This window comes from Pseudomonas sp. NPDC012596, assembly GCF_042902325.1.
GTDB lineage: Bacteria > Pseudomonadota > Gammaproteobacteria > Pseudomonadales > Pseudomonadaceae > Aquipseudomonas.
Genome location: NZ_JBIBEB010000011.1, coordinates 93221 through 113439, shown reverse-complemented (window position 1 = coordinate 113439; position 20219 = coordinate 93221). Strand labels below are relative to the sequence as shown.

The following is a 20219-nucleotide window of genomic DNA, read 5'->3' as shown; positions in this document are numbered from 1 at the left end:
TGTATGCCTCACTGGACCTGAGCGGAAGCGTTGTTCCAGTCGTTCACGAACTGTTGGGAGACCTCGGGGGTCCAGCTGAAGTCGATGGCCGCGTCGGGGAATTCCTTGGCCAGCACAGCGCCGAACGACACGCGGTCAGCACAGTGGTCCTGCTTGCAGGCCTCCGGCTCACCGGCGCTGTAGGCGCGGTAGGTGACGACCGCGCGGCCGTCTTCCAGCGGGAAGTACGGGGTGGCGTTGGCCACCTGGGTGACGTACCAGCCTTCGCTGTATTCCTCATCCGCTACGAGGCGGCCCTTGCTTGGGAAGTCGATGGTGTAGAAGTCGCCTTTCTTGCCGGTGACATGCACCATCATCGGCGTGACGCTGGCCGACGACGACGGGTCCTGCAGCGCCAGCGGCGAGCCGAAGCGCACCTTGATACCGGCCATCTGCGCCAGGGCTTCGGTTTCGCGGCCCTTGAACTCGCTCATGCCCTCTTGCAGTTGCTGGTAACGCTCCAGCACATGCGTGTGCACCCGGGCCAGTTCCTGCTGGCGCCGACGCGCCTCGCGCACCCGCTGCTGCTCACGCTGGGCCGCCCAGTTGGCGCCATCGCGCACATCGAAGAACAGGCCTTGGCGATTGATGCCGATGCGGTTGCGGGTGATCTTCAGCGCGTCATTGCCCCAGACGTTGTTGGCAATTGCCGACAGGTCTTTGACGATGAACAGGTTGTTCACATCAGTCGTGGTCGGCGAGGCGGTCTTGATCAGGTTGAAAATCTCCAGCGCGGTTTCCTTGTACTGCGCCGCGTCCAGCGCGAACGACTCGTCGGGCGTTACCGCCACATAGTACGGGTCGTTGCCGAACGGCCTGAGCACGCCATAGCTGGAGCGCGTGAACGTCAGGTACACCTTCATCTTCCGGCTCGGGATTTCCCCGACCAGGAACGCCGCCTGGTCGGCTTGCGGGGTGAGGTAGGCAACCGCCTTGTCCTTTACCGCGGCCTCCAGGTCCTTGGTGAAAATCAGCGCGCTCGGGTGAACGTAGACGCGGCTCCAGTTATCGCCACGGTAGGTACCGACCGCCTTCCAGCTGATTTTCTCGAAGCTGCCTTCGCCGAAACCGGACGCCGGGCACGGCATGGCCGGGGTGGTGCCGAACGACAGGGTGTCGCCATCGCTGATGGTCGCGGTGCTGAGCACCCATTTGCAGCCGGTGCCGTCGGTTATCTGCATGAGGTTCTGGTTCTGCAGGACAACAGCGCGGCCGTAGTCGGATGTGGGAGCAGCGGCTACTGCTGCGTTGGGTGCAGGGGTAGCCGGGGCGGCAGGCGCTGCTGCGGGGGCTTGGGCAACGGGGGCTGGCGCGGGCTCTGCGACGACGGCTGGGGCTGGAGCTGGAGCTGGGGCCGGAGCAGGAGCAGGAGCAGCCTCTACTTTCGCGGGCGCGGCTTCTGCGACAGCCGGGGCGGGATCAGGGGCCGGTACCGGTGCCGCGGCAGCAGGTGCTGGCGCCACAGCAGGTGCAGCAGGTGCAGGTGCAGGTTCCGGCGCGACAGGCGCGGCAGCCAGGGTCACCAGGCCAAGGTTGGAGGCATTGCCTGAACCGCTGGCGTAGAGGGCACCTTTGGCGTCAACTGCCTTCCAGCTCACCTTGGCCGTCGAGCAGTCCTTGGCGAACACGAACGGCAGCTTGGTCAGCAGGCCGGACAGCAAATCCTGGTTGTCCCACACCGGACGCGTGATGGTCAGCTCAACCTCGGGTTTGCACCAGGTGGTGGCATCCCCGGGCACTTCGACCTTGATGTTTTCTTTCTTCGAGAAGGCCAGCTCGTGAGCGAACGCCTGCGGTACCAGACCGCAAGCGCCGAACACTGCCAGCGCGAGCGCGTGCTTTTTCATGGAGTTCCTCAGATCAGTTCCCAGGTGCCGTTGGCTTGTTTGCAGAAGGTGTTCTGCTCCTGCTCGGTCTGGCCGGTTTTCGACTTCAAGCTGACGGTGACCGGCCGGCAAGCGGCCTCGGCGGCAACTGTCTCGGTCGGCAGCGACTGGATCGAATCAAGGTCGAAGCCTTGGGTTTCCTTGTTCGCGGCAACATCCAGGTCGTCCAGGTTGATGGCCGGAGCGGCGCGCTTGGCGATGGCCTGAGCCTTGGGCTCGACGTAGTTCTTGTGCACGTAGCCAACCGTCACGCCCTTGCGGCCCACCAGAATCCAGTCACCGGTGGAGCCCACGGCGGTGAACTCGGTGTGGCTCTTCAGGCTGCCGACTTTTTCGCCACTGGCGTTGGGTGCGGCGCGCACGTTCAGGTTGTCGCTGATGGTGACGTAAGGCTCGTTGATCAGCTTCATCGATGGCACCGCCTGAATCTTCGGCGCACGTTTCACCTCGACCTTCTTGGTCTGGGTGTATTCCTTGCCCGGGGTGATCTGCGCCGTGGCACCGGAGTGATCGGACTTCCAGGTCACCGGCTGGGCGCTGGCGGTGGTCGGCTGGCTCAGCACTTCCTGGGTGCGCAGCGCCAGCGCCTGCTGGTCCTTTTCATCGAGCATGTGGCCGATGCGGTTGCCGACGTAGGCGCCGATACCGCCGGCGATCAGTGCTGCGGCGATCTTGCCGTTGCCACTGCCCATGGTCGAGCCGATGGCTACACCGGCCAGGCCACCGATCACGGTGCCCGCTTGCTCTTTGCTGATCCCGAGCTGTGCACAGGCGGTGGTCGTGGCGATGGCGACCGCCAAGAGGGATGCGACGAATTTCTTACGCAAGTGGAGCACTCCATTTCCGGTGGGTCACTCTGCTCAAGGCAGAGGCCTGGTTTGTGTGTAAAGGATCGACAGGCGCACGCGCGCCGCAGCCGATGGCAGGCCGCAGAGGTCGAGGCTGTTTGAGGGGCATCAAGAGGATGGCGGCACTGGCCGGGTTCAACGGCTGGGCGTTGAACAGGGTTTCACCCTGCAAGCCGAGGGCGTTGAGCGAAGCCAGTACGACGGGGAGCATCCAACCAATCCATGTCAGAAAAGGGTCATCGTCCAGCGCGCGTATTCATTACGGCGGGGCCTGGACGAGAGTGGCGTTTTGCCGCCGCATTGTAACGCAAGGTTACATCGGCAATACAAGGCAAAAAATTGGATTTGGAAGGGGGAAGTGGTAGCGCGTCCTACATTTTTAACTCAGATTTTTCCCATTCCTTGTAGTCCATTTCCGAATCATACTGCTGCCGCTGCCAAACCATTGCGACTGGAAAGATTGCGGCCTAGGCTCGGTCCGTCGTTGCCAAATCAACGACCGGCTTTGACAGGCTGACTATTCAAGTTTCCGTTGCAGCGCTTCATGGCAGCTGTGCATGGGGCACATTCGTGTGCGCCGGGTTCTTGGGTAACCGGTCTGTCAATCCATGTACAGCTGCCTCCATTCGTTTGACAGCGTTGCCAGGCGGCTCCACTTACCCAGGAGCTATCATGCGCAAAATAGTCCCCGATCCACCCTACTCCCTCGATTCCTCGTACATGCTGCAGGACACCCTGGTCCAGACCTCGGAATACGTCACCTGTGCTTTGTCCGTCGCCCGCCAATCGGTGCAACTGAAACCCACCTCCCCCAGCTCGATCGTGATGCAGGCGGTCATCCATGAAATGGAAGTTGCCCATGCACTGGTGGAATCGGCGCTGACGCAGCTGCAGCGCCAAGTGCAGTTGCCGGCTGAACCTAGATCGTTGCACTAAGGCTCAGATGATGGGCTGCTCATGCCGGCCTCTTCGCGGGGCAAGCCCGCTCCCACAGGTCCTGCGGCGCCACCCCCGCAACCTGTGGGAGCGGGCTTGCCCCGCGAAGAGGCCGGCCCAGGCAACAGAAAATCCGGGAGAAAAAACAATGACCACAGATGACACCCAGCGCCACACCACAGTTGGCAAAACCCGCTTCTACCAGGCAGAAGGCCAGACCCAACCCCTGTTCCGCATCGAACCCGGCATTCCCTGCCAAGCCGCCCGCGAACAGGCATCTGAACTCATGGGCTATGTGCGAGACATGACCTTGACCGGCGTGATGGAGAGAGATGAGAAGCTGATCTGGGCTGCACACTACTTAAGCGCAATGGCCAAGGCGCTGCTGGATGATGCAGAGCTGGGGATGACGACTAAACCCCATTAGTCAGCAAGCCATGGGCAGCAGGCAGCCCCAACTTTGCAAGGCCATAATTTTTATGAACTTTCGCGAAAAAAGGCGTCTCGAAACCGCCGTTGACCTTTTCTTGTACATGTCATGGAGACATTTCGCGAATGTTCACTGCAAAAATGTTGCGTCACGCCTGCGCTCTAGCCCTGCTCGGTTCTCCCTTGGCAGCCATGGCCGCCCCGAGCACCGATCCCCTGTTCACCTTCGGCCTCCTGGGCTCCTACGACAACTTCAAGTTCGAAGGCGGCAGCGACTCCGACAAGGAGCATTTGGGCCAAGGCGGCGTGTTCGCCAACTTCGGTAACAAGATGACCGCTGAATCCGGTTTCGTTTACCAGGTAGGCGCCGAAGCCAAGTACGCCAAGAAGAACGACAACAAACTCAAAGAAGCCCAGGCTGACCTCGACCTGGGCTGGCGTGCCGCGCTGGATGCACGCAACTTCGTAGACATCATCGTCGGCGGTGGCTATAGCTGGACCCGCTTCGAGCCCGAGATCAACGACCTGGATACCAGGCTGACCTACAAGTCGCCGTTCGCCAAGGCAGCACTTGGGTACAACCACCAATTCGATGCGTCGACCCTGCGGGTGGAAGTCGGTGCCCGCCACACCATCGATGGCCGCGCACGCCTGAAGGTCGACGACTTCGGCAGCGACAGTGTCGATATGAAAGACCGCACCAACCCCTACGCAGAAGTCACGCTGCTGATGAACCAACAGGGCGGCATGCCGATCCAGGCGGGCGTTTACTACACCCGCACCGAGTACAAGCTCGATGGGGACTCGCCTGTTGCCGACAACACCAAGCTCAAGCGTGACGAGTTTGGCGTGAAGCTGGGCCTGGCGTTCTAAGCGGGCCTGCACGCCGCGCAGTTGGCGGTGGCCTGCATAGGGCCCCGCCGCATCACGCGGCCTGGACTGTCGCCAAAACGAAAAAGCCCCTGGAAACTTTCGCTTCCAGGGGCTTCATCATGTATGGCGGAGAGATAGGGATTTGAACCCTAGGTACTGTTGCCAGTACAACGGATTTCGAATCCGTCCCGTTCGACCACTCCGGCATCTCTCCAATGCCGCGCATCATACCAGCGAATTCTGAAAACGCAAACCTTTATTTTCAAAAAAAACGCGTGGTATCAGGCGCTTGCGTGAACAGGCCGCTTACAGCGGCACGCCCAGGCGCTTGGCAACTTCTTCGTAGGCTTCGATCACGTCGCCCAGGCCCTGACGGAAGCGGTCCTTGTCCATCTTCTTGCGGGTTTCCTTGTCCCACAGGCGGCAGCCGTCCGGGCTGAACTCGTCGCCAAGGACGATTTGGCCGTGGAACACGCCGAACTCCAGCTTGAAGTCGACCAGCAGCAGGCCGGCGTCATCAAACAGCTTGTTCAGCACTTCGTTGACCTTCAGCGACAGCTTCTTCATCTCTGCCAGCTGCTCGGCGGTGCCCCAGCCGAAGGCGACAACGTGCGATTCGTTGATGAACGGGTCGCCCTTCTCGTCGTTCTTCAGGAACAGCTCGAAGGTGGACGGCTCGAGCTTGATGCCCTCTTCCACGCCCAGGCGCTTGACCAGGCTGCCGGCGGCATAGTTACGCACCACGCACTCGACCGGGATCATGTCCAGCTTCTTGACCAGGCACTCGTTGTCGCCCAGCAGCTTGTCGAACTGGGTCGGCACGCCGGCTTCTTCGAGTTTCTGCATGATGAAGGCGTTGAACTTGTTGTTCACCATGCCTTTGCGGTCGAGTTGTTCGATGCGCTTGCCGTCGAACGCCGAGGTGTCGTTACGGAACAGCAGGATCAAGCGGTCGGCGTCGTCGGTCTTGTAAACCGATTTGGCCTTGCCGCGGTAGAGTTCTTCGCGTTTTTCCATGATTGGGCTCCGCTTGCTTGAGTGGTTGGGCTAGGCGATTTCGCGCCAGTCGAGCCCGTGTTCCTGATTCGCCAGCTGGAGCCAGTCCGGGTCGCACCCAAGGGTGTCGACGAAGCACTGGCGGGCCAGATGTGGCAGGTTGTTCTTGCTACTGAGGTGGGCCAGCACCAGGTGCTGCAGGTTGCTCCAGCCCAACTCGTTCACCAGGGTTGCAGCCTGGTGGTTGTTCAAATGGCCTTGCATGCCACCAACCCGCTGCTTGAGAAAGCGTGGGTAGTGCCCGCGCGCCAGCAGGTCGCGGCAATGGTTGGCCTCGATCAGCAGTGCGTCCAGGCCCTGGTAGCGTTCCAGCAGCAGCGCGTCGTACGAGCCCAGGTCGGTGAGCATGCCAAAGCGCCGGCGGCCGTCACTGATGACGTACTGCAGCGGCTCGTAGGCATCGTGCTCGACCCGCGCCGCGCTCACTTGCAGGCTACCGATGCGCAGGCTGTCGCCACAGGCGAGAAAACCGGCCACCTCCACCGGCTTGCGCAGGCCGCGCAAGGTCCCTTGGCTGAGGTAGACCGGTACATTGTAGCGCCGCGACAGCAAGCCCACCCCATGCACGTGGTCGGCATGTTCGTGGGTGACCAGCACCGCGCTCAGTTGCGCCGCCGACACCCCGAGCAGCGCCAGGCGCCGCTCGGTTTCACGCAGGGAGAACCCGCAATCGACCAGGATGTACGTGTCACCACTGGCGATCAGCGTGCCATTTCCCTGGCTGCCGCTTCCAAGTACCGCGAAGCGCACTTAACCCAGGTGGTCCTGAATGGCACTCAGCACGCGGCGAGCGACATCGGCCGGGGCCACGGTGTTGATGTTTTTCTCGACGGTAACCTGCACGCTCTCGCCGACCTTGCTCAGGCGCACCTGATAACGCTCGGCACGGGCTTCACGCTCTTCCTTGGTCGGCGCACTGCCGAACATGCGGCTGAAGAAGCCAGGCTCGTTCTGCTTGTCGTCAGGTTTTTCCGACAGGTTGATGTAGTACAGGCCCAAGCTGCGGTTGATGTCCTCGACGCGCCATTCGCCGCCCTGCTCCAGAGCGCGGCCCACGCCGGACCAGGCACGGTCCAGGTCGGAGCCGAGGAACAGCACCGGGTTGCCGCTGCCGTCTTCGCTCAGGCTGACGCGGCTCGGCGCATCGAAATCGCGCGCGGCCAGCAGCGAGACCGAACCGCCCTTCTCGGCGCTGCGGTTCATGCTGGCGAGCATTTCGTCGACCAGCAGCGCATCGGCGCCGGTGTTCGCGGAGGTGGACGGGAACGCCGTGTCGGCGGTGCTGCCGGCCGGGCGCTCGACGCTGACGATGTACACCTCGGAGGTGTTGCGCTGCACGCCAGGCTCCATGCGCACACGTACGCGCACTTCGCTGTCACCGCTGCTGGCGGTGCTCGCCAGGCGCTGGCCGAGCGAGGCCGACAGTTCGTCGAAACGCTGCCAGCTGGTGCTGAATTCGCCGGTTTGCGGGCGCTCTTCGACGATGCGGAAGCCGTTGTCCTCGAAGAACTGATGCGCCACAGGCCAGACTTCGGCCGGCGAACGCTGGGCCAGCACCCAACGGCTGCTGCCGCTGCGCTGCAGGCTGAAGTCGCTGACTTCGGCACCGCCGGTCAGGGGTTGCGGGCGCGGCACTTCGAACTCGCCCTTGGCGTTGTCGTCGGCGACGTTACGTGGGATCGGCAGCAGCGGGTCAAGGCGCTTGACGTTGCTGGCGTCCTGCGGCAGCTGCATTGGCGCGGTGGGGTGCGCCTGCAGGTAATCGCTGCCGCGGTCGCGGAAATAGCCATCCTCGCCCCACAGCCAGCCACACCCACTGGTGCTGGAAATGATCAGGGCGAGCGCGGAAAGACCAGCCAGTCGCTTCATGCGGTGTACTTCCTCTTAAACCAGTACGCCGGACTGGCGCAAGGCAGTACGGACTTTTTCGTGACAGCCTTCGCTCAGCCAGGTCAGCGGCAGGCGAATACCCTTGTGCATCAGGCCCATTTCAACGAGCGCGAACTTAACCGGGATCGGGTTGGCTTCGCAGAACAGGTCTTTGTGCAGCGGCATGAGTGTTTCGTTGATTGCGCGGGCCTTCTCGGCATTGCCCTCAAGGGCGGCCTCGCACAGGTCGGCCATTTCGCGCGGGGCGACGTTGGCAGTAACGGAGATGTTGCCTTTGCCGCCCATCAGGATCAGCTCGACGGCAGTCGGGTCATCGCCAGACAGCACGATGAAGTCTTTGCTGACGCCATCGAGGATGGCCTTGGCCCGCACCAGGTCGCCGGTGGCTTCCTTGATGCCGATGATGTTCGGCACGCTCGACAGGCGGATCACGGTCTCGGCCTGCATGTCGCAGGAGGTGCGGCCGGGTACGTTGTAGAGGATCTGCGGGATGTCGACGGCTTCGGCGATGTGCTTGAAGTGCTGGTACAAGCCCTCTTGGGTCGGCTTGTTGTAGTACGGCACTACCAGCAGGCAGGCGTCGGCGCCAGCGTTCTTGGCGTTCTGAGTCAGGTGCACGGCTTCGGCAGTGGAGTTTGCACCGGTACCGGCGATTACCGGCACATTACGCTTGCTGCGCTTGACGCGCTCGACGACGTGCTTGATGACCAGGATGTGCTCTTCGACATCCAGCGTGGCGGACTCACCGGTGGTGCCGACAGCGACGATCGCGTGGGTGCCATTTTCCAGGTGGAAGTCTACAAGTTTGTCGAGGCTGTCCCAATCAAGACGCCCTTGTGCATCCATGGGTGTGACCAATGCCACCATACTGCCCGCAATCATGTAACTGCTCCTGCCGGAAAAAGAGAGCGGTAATGGTACTGGGGGCATCGACCTTGCACAAGCGAAGCAGGCGGGCGGAGCATTCCCCTCGGCGCCTTATTTCGCTACCCTTGCCCCTTTGATCGGTGCAGCGCGGCCCGCCGGGCCGTCGACCTTGCTCCCCGGCCAGCGTCCACGTCCTCGCATGCGAGCCCCGGGCCCTGCCGACAGGAGGCTTTCGCCCGTCCTGTGCCGACCGCTCATCGCTTTAGGAATGCTGCATGTCCACCCCCACCGTCCGCGAACAATTCCTTGTCATCAGTGCCTTGGGCCCCAACCCGATGGAGCTGGCCAACGTCCTCAGCCGCGCTGCCTTCGAAAACCGCTGCGCGGTCGTCACTTCGCGCCTGAGCCGCCATGGCGAGACCAGCGCCCTGGTATTGCAGGTAGGCGGCAGCTGGGATGCCCTGGCCCGCTTCGAGTCCACCCTCCCGGGCCTTGGCAAGAAGCACGGCCTGACCCTGGACGTGGTGCGCAGCGCCGACCAGGAAGTACGCCCGCAGGCCCTGCCATACGTGGCCTACGTCAGCGCCGCCTACCGCCCGGACATCATCAACGAGCTATGCCAGTTCTTCCTTGACCACCGTGTCGAGCTCGAAGCCATGACCTGCGATACCTACCTGGCGCCGCAAACCGGCAGCAGCATGCTCAATGCCCAGTTCACCGTGATCCTGCCGGCCGGCACCCAGATCAGCTGGCTGCGCGACCAGTTCCTCGACTTTGCCGACGCCCTCAACCTGGACGCGCTGATCGAACCTTGGCGCCCACAGAACCCTGTGTAAGGAATGCACCCATGGCAGTAGCACTCGACCAACCCGTCGCCGACTTCCAGGCCCAGGCCACCAGCGGCCAGTCCGTTAGCCTGGCCGAGCTCAAGGGCCGCCAGGTGGTGGTGTACTTCTACCCCAAGGACAGCACACCAGGCTGCACCACCCAAGGCCAGGGTTTCCGCGACCAGCATGCGGCCTTTGCGGCGGCCAACACCGTGGTGTTCGGCGTGTCGCGTGACGGCCTCAAGTCGCACGAGAACTTCAAGGCCAAGCAGGGCTTCCCGTTCGAGCTGATCAGCGACAAGGACGAGGCGCTGTGCCAGCTGTTCGATGTGATCAAGCTGAAAAAGCTGTATGGCAAGGAATACATGGGCGTAGACCGCAGCACCTTCCTGATCGACAAGGACGGTGTGTTGCGCCAGGAATGGCGTGGCGTGAAAGTGCCGGGGCATGTGGATGCCGTGCTGGCAGCCGCTCAGGCGCTGAACAAGGCTTGAGAATGACTGGGGCCGCTTTGCGCCCCATCGCCGGCAAGCCGGCTCCCACACTGTTCGGTGTTGCACCGCGGTTGTGGGAGCCGGCTTGCCGATGATGGGGCGCAAAGCGGCCCCGGTTTCATTCAGAGAATCGGTGAAACACTTGGCTCCTGCCGCGGCCAGGCATCCAGCACCGCCTTGATCAGCGTTGCCAGCGGGATGGCGAAGAAGATCCCCCAGAAGCCCCACAACCCACCGAACAGCAACACCGCGCAAATGATCGCCACCGGATGCAGGCTCACTGCCTCGGAGAACAGCAGCGGCACCAGCACGTTGCCATCCAGCGCCTGGATGATCGCGTACACCGTCATCAGGTAGATGAACTGGTCACCCCAGCCCCACTGGAACAGCGCGATCAGCGTCACCGGCACGGTCACCACCACCGCCCCTACATACGGCACCACCACCGACAGCCCCACCAGCAAAGCCAGCAGCGCGGCATAGTTGAGCCCCAGGCTGATGAAGGCAATGTAGGTGGCAATCCCGCAGATCAGGATCTCGATGCCCTTGCCACGGATGTAGTTGGCAATCTGCCGGTTCATTTCGCTGCCTACCCTGTTGAGCAACGTGCGCTGGCGCGGCAGGTAACCGCTGACCCAGCGGCCGATCAGCTCGCGGTCCTTGAGGAAGAAGAACACCAGGATCGGCACCAGCACCAGGTAGATCATGGCGCTCACCAGCAGCGGCAGGCTCGACAGCGAGAAGGTCAGCGCCCACTGGCCAAACTTGCCGATTTCGCCACGCACCGACTCGATGGCATGCAGCACCTGCTCGTCCGACACCAGGTGCGGGTAGCGCTCGGGCAGCAGCAACAGCAACGACTGCCATTTGCCGAGCATGCCCGGCAGTTCGTTGAACAGGGTGATCAGCTGGTGCCAGAGCAGCGGCACCAGCACCAGCAGGAACACCGCCAGCGCCCCCATGAACAGGGTGAACACCAGCACCACGGCCAGCCGCGTCGGCACGCGAATCCGCTCCAGGGCATTGACCAGCCCCTGCATCAGGAACGCCAGCACCATACCGGCCAGCACCGGCGCGAGCATGCCGCCGAGGGTAAGCACCGCGGTAAAGGCCAGGAACAGCAGGACCGCCAACACCACGGCTTCCTCATCGGAGAAGTAGCGGTGTATCCAGTCGCGAAGCACTTTGAACATTGACGATCCTTGGTTGGACTCAGGCCTTGCGCAGCCAGTAGGTATAGGTGCCGGCCTCGGCCGTTTCCTGCAGCAGCGTATGACCGGCCAGCTGGGCGAAAGTGCGGAAGTCGCGCTGGGAGCCGGCATCGGTGGCGATCACCTTGAGCACCGCGCCACTGGCCAGGCGGTTGAGTTCCATCTTCGCCTTGAGCAGCGGCAGCGGGCAGTTCAGCCCGCTGGCGTCGAGTTCGGCGTCGCAGGTCAGGGTGTCACTCATCAGGGGTTCTCCACGCGTGGGGCAGACGTCTTTGGTAACAGGGCAGCTAGGATACCGCCACTGGTCGTCTACGTGCGAGCGGGCTACAGTAGGCGCTTTGACCCGACGCGAGCTTCGTGCATGAATCTACTGCGCCCTACCCTGCTGACGCTGGCCTGCCTGATGGCCCTCCCCGGCCATGCTGACGACCTGCCATCACTGGGCGACGCCAGTTCTGCGATCGTCTCGCCGCAACAGGAGCACCAGCTCGGGCGCGCCTGGCTCAGCCTGCTGCGCGGCCAGGTCAACCAGTTGAACGACCCACAGCTCAAGGACTACGTCGAAACCACCGTGTACCGGTTGGCCGAAACCAGCCAGCTGCAGGACCGGCGCCTGGAATTCATCCTCATCGACAGCCGTGAACTCAACGCCTTCGCAGCCCCCGGCGGCATCGTCGGGGTAAACGGTGGGCTGTTCCTCAATGCCCGCACCGAAGGCGAGTATGCCTCGGTGCTGGCGCACGAACTGGCGCACTTGTCGCAACGCCACTTCGCCCGCGGCGTCGAGGCCCAGCAACGCATGCAGCTGCCGATGATGGCGGCTTTGCTCGCGGGTATCGTGCTGGCTGCCGGCGGCGCCGGCGATGCGGGTATCGGGATGATTGCCGGCACCCAGGCGGCGGCCATCCAGGAACAGCGGCGCTTCTCGCGGCAGAACGAACAGGAGGCCGACCGCATCGGCATCCAGAACCTGGAAAAGGCCGGTTACGACCCTCGCAACATGCCCACCATGTTCGAACGCCTGGCGCAGCAGTACCGCTACGGCGCCAAGCCGCCGGAATTTCTGCTGACTCACCCGGTGACCGAATCACGTATTGCCGACACCCGCAACCGTGCCGAGCAGGCGCCCAAGGGCGGCGTCGAGGACAGCCAGCGCTACCAGCTGATTCGCGCTCGCGTGGCCCTTACCTATGAAGAAACGCCAGGCCTGGCCGCCAAACGCTTTCGCACCCAGCTCGATGACGACCCTAAACTCGACCCTGCTCGCTACGGCCTGGCCCTGGCGCAGATCAAGGGTGGCCAGCTGAACGAAGCGCGCGAAAACCTCAAGCCGTTGCTGGCAAAGGCCCCCAACGACATCACCTACAACCTGGCGCAGATCGACCTGGACATCACCAACAACCGCCTGGCAGACGCGCAGCAACGGGCCGAGCGCATGCAGGGCTTGTATCCGGGCAACTACCCGCTGAAACAGGTACGCGCCGATTTGCTGGTCAAGCAGAACAAGCCCGCCGAGGCCGAAAAGGTGTTGAACGACCTGCTCAAGAGCCGGCCTGATGACCCGGACGTGTGGTACGACATGGCCGAGGTGCGGGGGCTGTCGGGCAATACCATTGGCCTGCACCGGGCGCGAGCCGAGTACTTCACCTTGGTTGGGGATTTTGACCAGGCGATCCAGCAGCTGGATTACGCCAAGCGCCGCGCGGGCAGCAACTTCCCGCTGGCGTCACAGATCGACCAGCGCCAGCGCGAGATCCTCGAGCAGCAGCGGATGGTCAGGGAAATGATGGGGCGTTAAGGGCCCTTCGCGGGCAAGCCCGCTCCCACAGGGCCCGCGTGATACCTGTAGGAGCGGGCTTGCCCGCGAAGACGTCGGCGCGGACCAACGTCAGGCGTTACCAGACAACTTCAGCCGAGCCGCCTGGGTAAAGTCCAGCATCCGGTTCAAAGGCTTGATCGCCTTCGGCACCAGCGCCGGGTCGACAAAGATTTCATTGGTGCCTTTACGCAGGCAATCCAGCACCCGCTCCAGGGTGTTCATCGCCATCCACGGGCAGTGCGCACAGCTGCGGCACGCCGCGCCGTTGCCGGCGGTCGGGGCTTCGACGAATTCCTTGTCCGGGCACAGCTGCTGCATCTTGTAGAAGATGCCGCGGTCGGTGGCGACAATGAAGGTCTTGTTCGGCAGCGTCTGCGCGGCCTTGATCAGCTGGCTGGTGGAGCCCACCGCATCGGCCAGGTCGATCACCGACTCCGGGGATTCGGGGTGGACCAGGATGGCGGCATCCGGGTACAGCGCTTTCATGTCGGCCAACTGGCGCGACTTGAACTCTTCGTGGACGATGCAGGCACCGTCCCACAGCAGCATGTCGGCACCGGTCTGCTTCTGGATATAACGGCCCAGGTGCTGGTCCGGCCCCCAGATGATGGTCTCGCCGTTGTCCATCAGGCTTTCGACGATCTCCAGCGCGCAGCTGGAGGTCACCACCCAGTCGGCACGGGCTTTGACCGCCGCCGAGGTGTTGGCATAGACCACGACGGTGCGCTCGGGGTGTTGGTCGCAGAAGGCCGAGAACTCTTCGACCGGGCAACCCAGGTCGAGCGAGCAGGTGGCCTCCAGTGTCGGCATCAGCACACGCTTTTCGGGGGTGAGGATCTTGGCGGTTTCGCCCATGAAGCGCACACCGGCGACGATTACCGTCTGGGCGGGGTGGTTCTTGCCGAAGCGGGCCATTTCCAGCGAGTCGGACACGCAGCCGCCGGTCTCTTCGGCCAGCGCCTGGATAACCGGGTCACAGTAGTAGTGGGCAACCAGCACGGCATTCTGCGCCTTCAGCTCGGCAGCGATGGCCGCACGGTATTCGGCCTCCTGCTCGGCTGTCAGCGGGTTGGGCTGCTTGGCGTCGAGGTGGGCCTGTACCAACAGGCGTTCGGAAATCTGGGTCATGATCGCTGGACCTGCAGGCGCGCGTGCGCATCAAATCGAGTGTATCACCCGGCCCTGGCAGATCGGCTAAGGGTGCCGGACGGCAGGCATGCCGCCACGGCCCTCTGCGGGCGCGGATTATTATCGGACGCCGAAGGCTACAGACAATCAAGGGATTTCTAAAGCGGTTTTTATGTGGCCTGTATCGGCCTCATCGCCGGCAAGCCGGCTCCTACAGGTACAACACCATTCTCAAGGCAGTGTTGTACCTGTAGGAGCCGGCTTGCCGGCGATGAGGCCGGTACAGGCTCGATCAATCAGCCCTGCGGCTGCATCGCAGCAAAGTGCGCAGCCAGGATCATGGCGAACTCCTCGACGGTCATCTTCTTGCCGTTGAAGTCGACCATACCATCGGCATAGTGCAAGCTCGACACCACATCATCACCCTGCACCGTGGCCATGCCGCTCTGCAGCGCCATCATGCCGACCATCTCACCGGCCTGGCTGGACTGCATGGCAATCGCCTGGGCATCGCTCTGGCCTTCCAGCAGGGCCTGCAAGGTCGCCAGGTCACCGATCATCGGTTTGGACAACGACAGCTTGCTCTTCACCTGGGTAATCAGCTGCTTGCTCAGCTGGTCTGGCGGCAGGTCGAAAGACGTCGGGCTGGCAAAGTCCATCGACAGGTTGAAGCGGCTCTCGCCATTGGCAGTCTTGAACGACAGGTTCTCCACCGCCACCTGCGGCTTGGACGCCAGCAGTTGCTTGAGGTCGCCCTGGAACTTGGCCTTCTCCGCTTCACCCATCTGGATTTGCGGCAACGGCTGGCCGGCAGCGGCGGCCTGCTGAAACTCCGGCATATGCGCCTGGTACCACTGCGACAGCGATTGCAAGGCCGGGGCGTTGATCGACTTGATACTCACCGCCATCTGCCCGCTGCCTACCGCGCGCCCATCCCAGGTGATGTCCGCCACCTTGTAATCCACGCGCCCGCCCACGGTGTCGGGGCCGTCCAGCGTTTGCAGCGCGTTTTGCTCCAAGCCTTTGAGCAGCAGCACCTGCTGCTTGGGCCCGAGCGTTACCTTGGCTTCAGCCAAACGTAAATCCACATTACCGACATAGATCGCGTCGTGCTGGGTGGATGCCAGGTTGCCGCCGACTTCCAGGCCCTTCAACTCGAACGTGGCCGGGGGGTGATCGTCGCCCACCAGCTTCATCTCGAAGCGGTCGGCAGTACCCTGAAATTTCGACGCCTTGCCTTCGTTGTCGCCGCTTATCGCCAGGCGCATACCCGAGAAATCAAGGGTGCTGCCGTTGTCCTCGGTCAGCTTGACCGGCGCAAACAGGATATTGCCATCGACATTGCCGCCAAAGCCCAGGCTGGTCTGCGAGGTAATCGGGGCCTTGTCGCCCGCTGCGGCGAACCACGGCGCGGTGAAGTCGTCCTTGTCCAGCGCACTGTTACTGGCCGCCAGCACCGGCATCAGCTTGAACGCTTTGACCCGCGACCAGGGGAATGGGCCGTGCTCGATCTGGTCGGTGACGCCCACCTCGAAGTTGACCGTCTGGCCATCGGACAAGTGGATGTCGCTGGCTTTGACGCGGTAGTGCGCGGTGCTGGTGAAGAAGTGCTGCTCCAGCGAGGCCACTTCGATGGTCATGTTGCCACCCACACCGACCAGGGCCTTCTTCAGCTGGGCATTGGCACGGCTGACGGAGTGTTCCAGCTCCGCAGGCAGTTGCTTGCCGGTGTACCAGGCGCCAGCGGTGGTGACGACGGCGATGGCGATGGCCAGGCCGGAGAGGATGCCTACTGATTTCTTCATGAATTGAACCGATTGATGTCCATATGGGAGGGTGGGCAGCCAGCGGGCCGCGCGGGTGCAAAATAGTATCACCACGGCTTTGGCCAAGTGCTCGCCACCGAGGCGAATTCGCATATTTAGGAAGCATCCGACACGCCAAGACGAAACGCCCTATTCGTAAAATTTTACGAACATTCACATCCATCGAAATCGCAAAAAACCGCGCATAAAGCGAACAAAACGGCCTTTAAATCGATAAATATTTCAATTTAGTAACATCTTGTCATGTTTAACTTGACACCCACCTACCCATCGTTTTTTATTTTCACCACCTTGCCCAGCGCCACTCCACGAAGAAGAACAGACGCGCCGACATGACGCCTCACCGCCCCTGCCCGCACGCTCCACCTTCCTAGCCCCGGCTCTGCCAGCTCGACAGCGGCGCATCGCCTGCGCCTATCTCTGCTCCAACAATAAAATACAGGTGAACACATGGAGCCCACCCGCTCGCCCTTGTCGCATGCGCATACCCCCTCGCCCGCCGTTCACGCTCAGCAGGAGCCATGCCAGCATGCAGCCTGATCACAGCGCCACCGGCAACGGCCAACTCCGTAAAACCCTGCGCCTCTGGCACGTGATCATCATCGGCCTCGCCTACCTGACGCCGATGACCGTGTTCGACACCTTCGGCATCGTTTCCGGGATTACCGCAGGCCACGTGCCCAGCGCGTACCTGCTGGCGCTGGCCGGCATCCTGTTCACTGCAGTGAGCTATGGCACCCTGGTGCGCCGCTTCCCGCAGTCCGGCTCGGCCTACACCTACACCCAACGCGCGATCAACCCGCATGTGGGCTTTCTGGTCGGCTGGTCGTCGCTGCTCGATTACCTGCTGCTGCCAATGGTCAATGCCCTGCTGGCAAAACTGTACCTGTCGGCGATGTTCCCCGAAGTGCCGGCGTGGATCTGGGTAGCCGCCTTCGTCACGCTGATCAGCCTGATCAACATGCGCAGCGTCAACCTGGTCGCGCACTTCAACCTGCTGTTCGTGGCGGTGCAGGTGGCGATCATCGCCGTGTTCATCTACCTGTGCGTGCGCGGCCTGGACCACGGTGAAGGCCTGGGCACGGCGTGGAGCCTGCAACCGTTCGGCGACGGCCAGACCCAACTGAGCGCCCTGGCCGCCGGTGCGACCATCCTGTGCTTCTCGTTCCTGGGCTTCGACGCGGTCACCTGCCTGTCGGAAGAAACCCGCGACCCGAGCAAGACCATCCCGCGGGCGATCTTCCTCACTGCGCTGATCGGCGGCCTGGTGTTCATCACCGTGTCGTACTTCATCCAGGCTTACTTCCCGACCATGTCGCGCTTCCACGACCAGGAAGCCGCCCTGCCGGAAATCGCCCTGTATGTGGGCGGCAAGCTGTTCCAGTCGGTCTTCATCGCCTGCACCGTGATCAACACCATCGCGTCGGGCCTGGCCTCGCAGACCAGCGTCTCGCGCCTGCTGTACGTGATGGGCCGCGACAAAGTGATCCCGGCCGGCATCTTTGCCCGCCTGCACCCGCGCTACAAAACCCCGGTCATGAACATTGCGGTCGTCGGGGTGATTTCGCTGTCGGCGATCTTCTTCGACCTGGTCACCGCCACCTCGATCATCAACTTCGGTGCACTGGTGGCGTTCAGCTTCGTCAACCTGTCGGTGATCAACCATTGCTACCTGCGTGAAGGGAATCGCCGGGGCCTGATGAACAAGCTGAAGTACCTGGTGCTGCCGACCATCGGCTTTTGCATCATCGTCTCGCTGTGGCTTGACCTGAACGAGCATTCATTGATGTTCGGTGGTATCTGGGCGGCGCTGGGCCTGGCGTACCTGGCCTGGCTGACCAAAGCCTTCACCGCCGCGCCACCAAAGTATGTCGCTGAATGACCACCGCTGAATGACCCTTGCTGCCGACAACGCCCGCGCCTGAACGCGGGCGTTGTTCATGATCGAAAAGGAAAAGCCCACATGCCGCTGCGTCGCCTCTCCATCCAGTGGAAGATCACCCTGCTCGCCGGCCTCTGCCTGCTGGCCATCGTCGCCCTGCTGGTGGCCACCTCGCTGGCCCAGGCGCAGCGCAGTGCAGCCCTGGTCAGCCAGGCCAACAGCGAAATGCTCGAACACAGCGCGCGCCTGCGTCTGCAGGCCCATGCCGAAACCCAGGCACTGCGTATCCAGCGCTACTTCATGGACGCCTACCAGTACGCCAACGGTTTTGCCCGCCTGGTGCAGGTGCTCAAGGCGCAAGGCGGCAACGACCTGCGTGCCGAACTGACCCGTCAGGCCCGCGCCAGCCTGGCCGGCAACCCGGATGTGATCGGCCTGTACCTGGTGTTTCAGCACAACGCGCTGGACCAGCAGGACAGCCAGTTCGTCGCCCAGCAAGCCCTGGGCAGCAACGACAGCGGGCGCTTCTCGCTGTACTGGTCGCAACCCTCCCCCGGCACCCTGGAGCGCGAGGCGATGCCTGAGTCGATGCTCGCTGACAGCACGGTAGGTGCCAACGGTGCGGCGCAGAACCGTTGGCTGACCTGCCCGCAGGAAACCGCCAAGGCCTGCGCGCTGGAGCCGTACCTCGACGAGGTCAATGGCCGCCAGGTACTGATGACCAGCATCGCCCTGCCCCTGCTGGAAAACGGCAAGGTGGTGGGCGTGGTCGGCCTGGATATCGGCCTGGACAACCTGCAGCAACTGAGCCTGGAGGGCCGGCAGGAACTGTTCGACGGCCAGGGCGAGGTCAGCATCGTCAGCAATAGCGGCCTGCTCGCCGGGCACAGCCGCGATGCCAGCAAGCTGGCCAGGCCACTGGCCAACGACGTGGCGCAGGGCCTACTGCGTGTCGGCCGCCCGTTCGCGCCAATCCCCGGCGCGGCGCCCTGGCAGGTGCTGCTGGAGCTGCCAGAGGCCGTGCTGCAAGCGCCTGCCGCGGCCCTGAACCAGCGCCTGGACGAACACAACCAGGGCGCCAACCTGACCAGCCTGCTGATCGGCCTGAGCGCTGCCGTGGTTGGCCTGCTGCTGGTGTGGCTGACCGCGCGCGGGGTAACCCGGCCGATCCTGGCCGTGGCCGCACGCCTTGAAGACATCGCCAGCGGCGAAGGTGACCTGACCCGCCGCCTGGACTACGCCCGCCAGGACGAACTAGGCCAGCTGAGCGGCTGGTTCAACCGCTTCCTCGACAAGCTGCAACCGGTGATCGCCCAGGTCAAAGGTTCGCTGCATGAAGCCCGCGGCACCGCCGACCAGTCTGCAGCCATTGCCAGCCAGACCAGCAACGGCATGCAGCAGCAACAGCGCGAGATCGAACAGGTTGCCACGGCTGCCAACGAGATGAGCGCTACCGCCCAGGATGTCGCCCATAACGCGGCGCAAGCGGCCCAGGCCGCACGGGGCGCCGACCAGGCCAGCCGTGAGGGCCTGCAGTTGATCGCCAGTACCCGCCAGGCCATCGACAACCTGGCGGTGGGGATGAATGCCGCCATGGACGAGGCCCGCGCCTTGGAGAACCGCAGCGAGCAGATCGGTTCGGTGCTCGAGGTCATCCGTGCGATTGCCGAGCAGACCAACCTGCTGGCACTCAATGCCGCCATCGAAGCCGCCCGCGCAGGTGAGGCCGGGCGCGGTTTTGCCGTGGTCGCCGACGAGGTACGCAGCCTGGCCCAGCGCACCCAGGTGTCGGTGGAAGAGATTCGGCAGGTGATCGAAGGCCTGCAGCAAGGCACCCAGGATGTGGTGGGTGCCATGCATGAAGGCCAGCGCCAGGCACAGGCCAGCGCAACACGCATGGAGCAGGCGCTGCCGGCGCTGCAGCGGATCGCAGAAGCGGTGGCGGTGATCAGCGACATGAACCTGCAGATCGCTTCGGCGGCCGAAGAACAGAGCGCGGTGGCTGAAGAAGTGAACCGTAACGTGGCTGGCATTCGCGATGTGACAGAATCGCTGTCGGGCCAGGCGGATGAGTCGGCGCGGATCAGCCAGGCGCTGAACCGGCTGGCCAATCAGCAGCAAGCATTGATGGAGCAGTTTCGCGTCTAGTCTGCACTGGCCCTATCGCCGGCAAGCCGGCTCTCATAGAACAAACGCTAACTTACTGAT

At 63.0% G+C, this 20219-nt stretch carries 18 protein-coding genes, 1 tRNA gene and 1 pseudogene; 9 read left to right on the top strand and 11 right to left on the bottom strand.

Annotated features, from left to right (window positions below):
- Positions 1 to 8: 8 nt before the first annotated feature.
- Complete coding sequence (locus ACFY68_RS15150) at positions 9 to 1886, bottom strand: hypothetical protein (RefSeq protein WP_387528641.1); 1878 nt, start codon at positions 1884 to 1886, stop codon at positions 9 to 11.
- An 8-nt stretch (positions 1887 to 1894) separates the two neighbouring features.
- Positions 1895 to 2752, bottom strand: coding sequence for an SH3 domain-containing protein (locus tag ACFY68_RS15145; RefSeq protein WP_346611708.1), 858 nt, complete (start codon positions 2750 to 2752; stop codon positions 1895 to 1897).
- 693 nt (positions 2753 to 3445) lie between these two features.
- Between ACFY68_RS15145 and ACFY68_RS15140 the strand changes: the two genes are divergently transcribed.
- The 3 genes from ACFY68_RS15140 to ACFY68_RS15130 all read left to right on the top strand — a co-directional run bounded on the left by ACFY68_RS15140 (position 3446) and on the right by ACFY68_RS15130 (position 5011).
- Positions 3446 to 3709 (top strand): hypothetical protein, encoded by a 264-nt coding sequence (locus tag ACFY68_RS15140; RefSeq protein WP_387528638.1) that lies wholly within the window; start codon positions 3446 to 3448, stop codon positions 3707 to 3709.
- Positions 3710 to 3857: 148 nt separating this feature from the next.
- Positions 3858 to 4136, top strand: coding sequence for a DUF3077 domain-containing protein (locus ACFY68_RS15135; protein ID WP_346611710.1), 279 nt, complete (start codon positions 3858 to 3860; stop codon positions 4134 to 4136).
- 119 nt (positions 4137 to 4255) lie between these two features.
- The gene (locus tag ACFY68_RS15130; protein WP_387528834.1) at positions 4256 to 5011 is read left to right on the top strand and encodes an outer membrane beta-barrel protein; all 756 of its coding nucleotides are present in this window, start codon (positions 4256 to 4258) and stop codon (positions 5009 to 5011) included.
- Between the two features lie 124 nt (positions 5012 to 5135).
- On the opposite strand, the gene ACFY68_RS15125 is transcribed toward ACFY68_RS15130, so the two are convergent.
- From ACFY68_RS15125 to dapA, 5 genes are all read right to left on the bottom strand, one after another.
- Positions 5136 to 5225, bottom strand: a tRNA-Ser gene (locus ACFY68_RS15125).
- Positions 5226 to 5317: 92 nt separating this feature from the next.
- The gene (purC, locus tag ACFY68_RS15120; protein WP_012315794.1) at positions 5318 to 6028 is read right to left on the bottom strand and encodes a phosphoribosylaminoimidazolesuccinocarboxamide synthase; all 711 of its coding nucleotides are present in this window, start codon (positions 6026 to 6028) and stop codon (positions 5318 to 5320) included.
- Between the two features lie 30 nt (positions 6029 to 6058).
- Positions 6059 to 6817, bottom strand: coding sequence for an MBL fold metallo-hydrolase (locus ACFY68_RS15115; protein ID WP_387528634.1), 759 nt, complete (start codon positions 6815 to 6817; stop codon positions 6059 to 6061).
- Positions 6818 to 7936 carry an outer membrane protein assembly factor BamC gene (gene bamC / locus ACFY68_RS15110; RefSeq protein ID WP_346611713.1) on the bottom strand — a complete coding sequence of 373 codons (1119 nt, stop codon included), beginning with the start codon at positions 7934 to 7936 and terminating at the stop codon, positions 6818 to 6820.
- A 15-nt stretch (positions 7937 to 7951) separates the two neighbouring features.
- Positions 7952 to 8839 carry a 4-hydroxy-tetrahydrodipicolinate synthase gene (gene dapA, locus ACFY68_RS15105; protein ID WP_387528631.1) on the bottom strand — a complete coding sequence of 296 codons (888 nt, stop codon included), beginning with the start codon at positions 8837 to 8839 and terminating at the stop codon, positions 7952 to 7954.
- A 260-nt stretch (positions 8840 to 9099) separates the two neighbouring features.
- Between dapA and ACFY68_RS15100 the strand changes: the two genes are divergently transcribed.
- Positions 9100 to 9660: a glycine cleavage system protein R gene (locus ACFY68_RS15100; protein ID WP_346611715.1), complete on the top strand. Its 561-nt coding sequence runs from the start codon at positions 9100 to 9102 to the stop codon at positions 9658 to 9660.
- A gap of 11 nt (positions 9661 to 9671) precedes the next feature.
- Complete coding sequence (locus tag ACFY68_RS15095; RefSeq protein WP_346611716.1) at positions 9672 to 10145, top strand: peroxiredoxin; 474 nt, start codon at positions 9672 to 9674, stop codon at positions 10143 to 10145.
- 122 nt (positions 10146 to 10267) lie between these two features.
- Here ACFY68_RS15095 and ACFY68_RS15090 read toward each other — a convergent pair whose 3' ends face one another.
- The gene (locus ACFY68_RS15090; RefSeq protein ID WP_346611717.1) at positions 10268 to 11338 is read right to left on the bottom strand and encodes an AI-2E family transporter; all 1071 of its coding nucleotides are present in this window, start codon (positions 11336 to 11338) and stop codon (positions 10268 to 10270) included.
- Positions 11339 to 11357: 19 nt separating this feature from the next.
- Positions 11358 to 11597, bottom strand: coding sequence for a sulfurtransferase TusA family protein (locus ACFY68_RS15085; RefSeq protein ID WP_012273752.1), 240 nt, complete (start codon positions 11595 to 11597; stop codon positions 11358 to 11360).
- A 120-nt stretch (positions 11598 to 11717) separates the two neighbouring features.
- Between ACFY68_RS15085 and ACFY68_RS15080 the strand changes: the two genes are divergently transcribed.
- Complete coding sequence (locus tag ACFY68_RS15080) at positions 11718 to 13154, top strand: M48 family metalloprotease (RefSeq protein WP_346611718.1); 1437 nt, start codon at positions 11718 to 11720, stop codon at positions 13152 to 13154.
- Positions 13155 to 13244: 90 nt separating this feature from the next.
- Here ACFY68_RS15080 and nadA read toward each other — a convergent pair whose 3' ends face one another.
- Both nadA and ACFY68_RS15070 read right to left on the bottom strand, forming a co-directional pair.
- A complete protein-coding gene (gene nadA / locus ACFY68_RS15075) occupies positions 13245 to 14303 on the bottom strand; it encodes a quinolinate synthase NadA (protein WP_387528625.1) in 1059 nt (352 codons plus the stop codon).
- A gap of 296 nt (positions 14304 to 14599) precedes the next feature.
- Entirely contained in the window at positions 14600 to 16108 is a 1509-nt protein-coding gene (locus tag ACFY68_RS15070; RefSeq protein ID WP_387528622.1) for a YdgA family protein, read from the bottom strand.
- A gap of 550 nt (positions 16109 to 16658) precedes the next feature.
- On the opposite strand from ACFY68_RS15070, the gene ACFY68_RS15065 reads away from it, so the two are divergent.
- From ACFY68_RS15065 to ACFY68_RS15055, 3 genes and pseudogenes are all read left to right on the top strand, one after another.
- Entirely contained in the window at positions 16659 to 18011 is a 1353-nt protein-coding gene (locus ACFY68_RS15065) for an APC family permease (protein ID WP_387528619.1), read from the top strand.
- Positions 18012 to 18092: 81 nt separating this feature from the next.
- Positions 18093 to 19301: pseudogene (locus ACFY68_RS15060) on the top strand (HAMP domain-containing protein); the annotation flags it as partial.
- Between the two features lie 102 nt (positions 19302 to 19403).
- A complete protein-coding gene (locus ACFY68_RS15055; RefSeq protein ID WP_387528831.1) occupies positions 19404 to 20159 on the top strand; it encodes a methyl-accepting chemotaxis protein in 756 nt (251 codons plus the stop codon).
- The last annotated feature ends 60 nt before the right edge of the window (positions 20160 to 20219 follow it).

Bases quoted from the DNA above. Each gene is read 5' to 3' on its own strand.
- ACFY68_RS15095 (WP_346611716.1), top strand. From the start codon at position 9,672: ATGGCAGTAGCACTCGACCAACCCGTCGCCGACTTCCAGGCCCAGGCC.
- nadA (WP_387528625.1), bottom strand. From the start codon at position 14,303: ATGACCCAGATTTCCGAACGCCTGTTGGTACAGGCCCACCTCGACGCC.
- ACFY68_RS15085 (WP_012273752.1), bottom strand. From the start codon at position 11,597: ATGAGTGACACCCTGACCTGCGACGCCGAACTCGACGCCAGCGGGCTG.
- dapA (WP_387528631.1), bottom strand. From the start codon at position 8,839: ATGATTGCGGGCAGTATGGTGGCATTGGTCACACCCATGGATGCACAA.
- purC (WP_012315794.1), bottom strand. From the start codon at position 6,028: ATGGAAAAACGCGAAGAACTCTACCGCGGCAAGGCCAAATCGGTTTAC.
- bamC (WP_346611713.1), bottom strand. From the start codon at position 7,936: ATGAAGCGACTGGCTGGTCTTTCCGCGCTCGCCCTGATCATTTCCAGC.
- ACFY68_RS15100 (WP_346611715.1), top strand. From the start codon at position 9,100: ATGTCCACCCCCACCGTCCGCGAACAATTCCTTGTCATCAGTGCCTTG.
- ACFY68_RS15065 (WP_387528619.1), top strand. From the start codon at position 16,659: ATGCAGCCTGATCACAGCGCCACCGGCAACGGCCAACTCCGTAAAACC.
- ACFY68_RS15080 (WP_346611718.1), top strand. From the start codon at position 11,718: ATGAATCTACTGCGCCCTACCCTGCTGACGCTGGCCTGCCTGATGGCC.
- ACFY68_RS15140 (WP_387528638.1), top strand. From the start codon at position 3,446: ATGCGCAAAATAGTCCCCGATCCACCCTACTCCCTCGATTCCTCGTAC.
- ACFY68_RS15070 (WP_387528622.1), bottom strand. From the start codon at position 16,108: ATGAAGAAATCAGTAGGCATCCTCTCCGGCCTGGCCATCGCCATCGCC.
- ACFY68_RS15090 (WP_346611717.1), bottom strand. From the start codon at position 11,338: ATGTTCAAAGTGCTTCGCGACTGGATACACCGCTACTTCTCCGATGAG.
- ACFY68_RS15150 (WP_387528641.1), bottom strand. From the start codon at position 1,886: ATGAAAAAGCACGCGCTCGCGCTGGCAGTGTTCGGCGCTTGCGGTCTG.
- ACFY68_RS15055 (WP_387528831.1), top strand. From the start codon at position 19,404: ATGCAGCAGCAACAGCGCGAGATCGAACAGGTTGCCACGGCTGCCAAC.
- ACFY68_RS15135 (WP_346611710.1), top strand. From the start codon at position 3,858: ATGACCACAGATGACACCCAGCGCCACACCACAGTTGGCAAAACCCGC.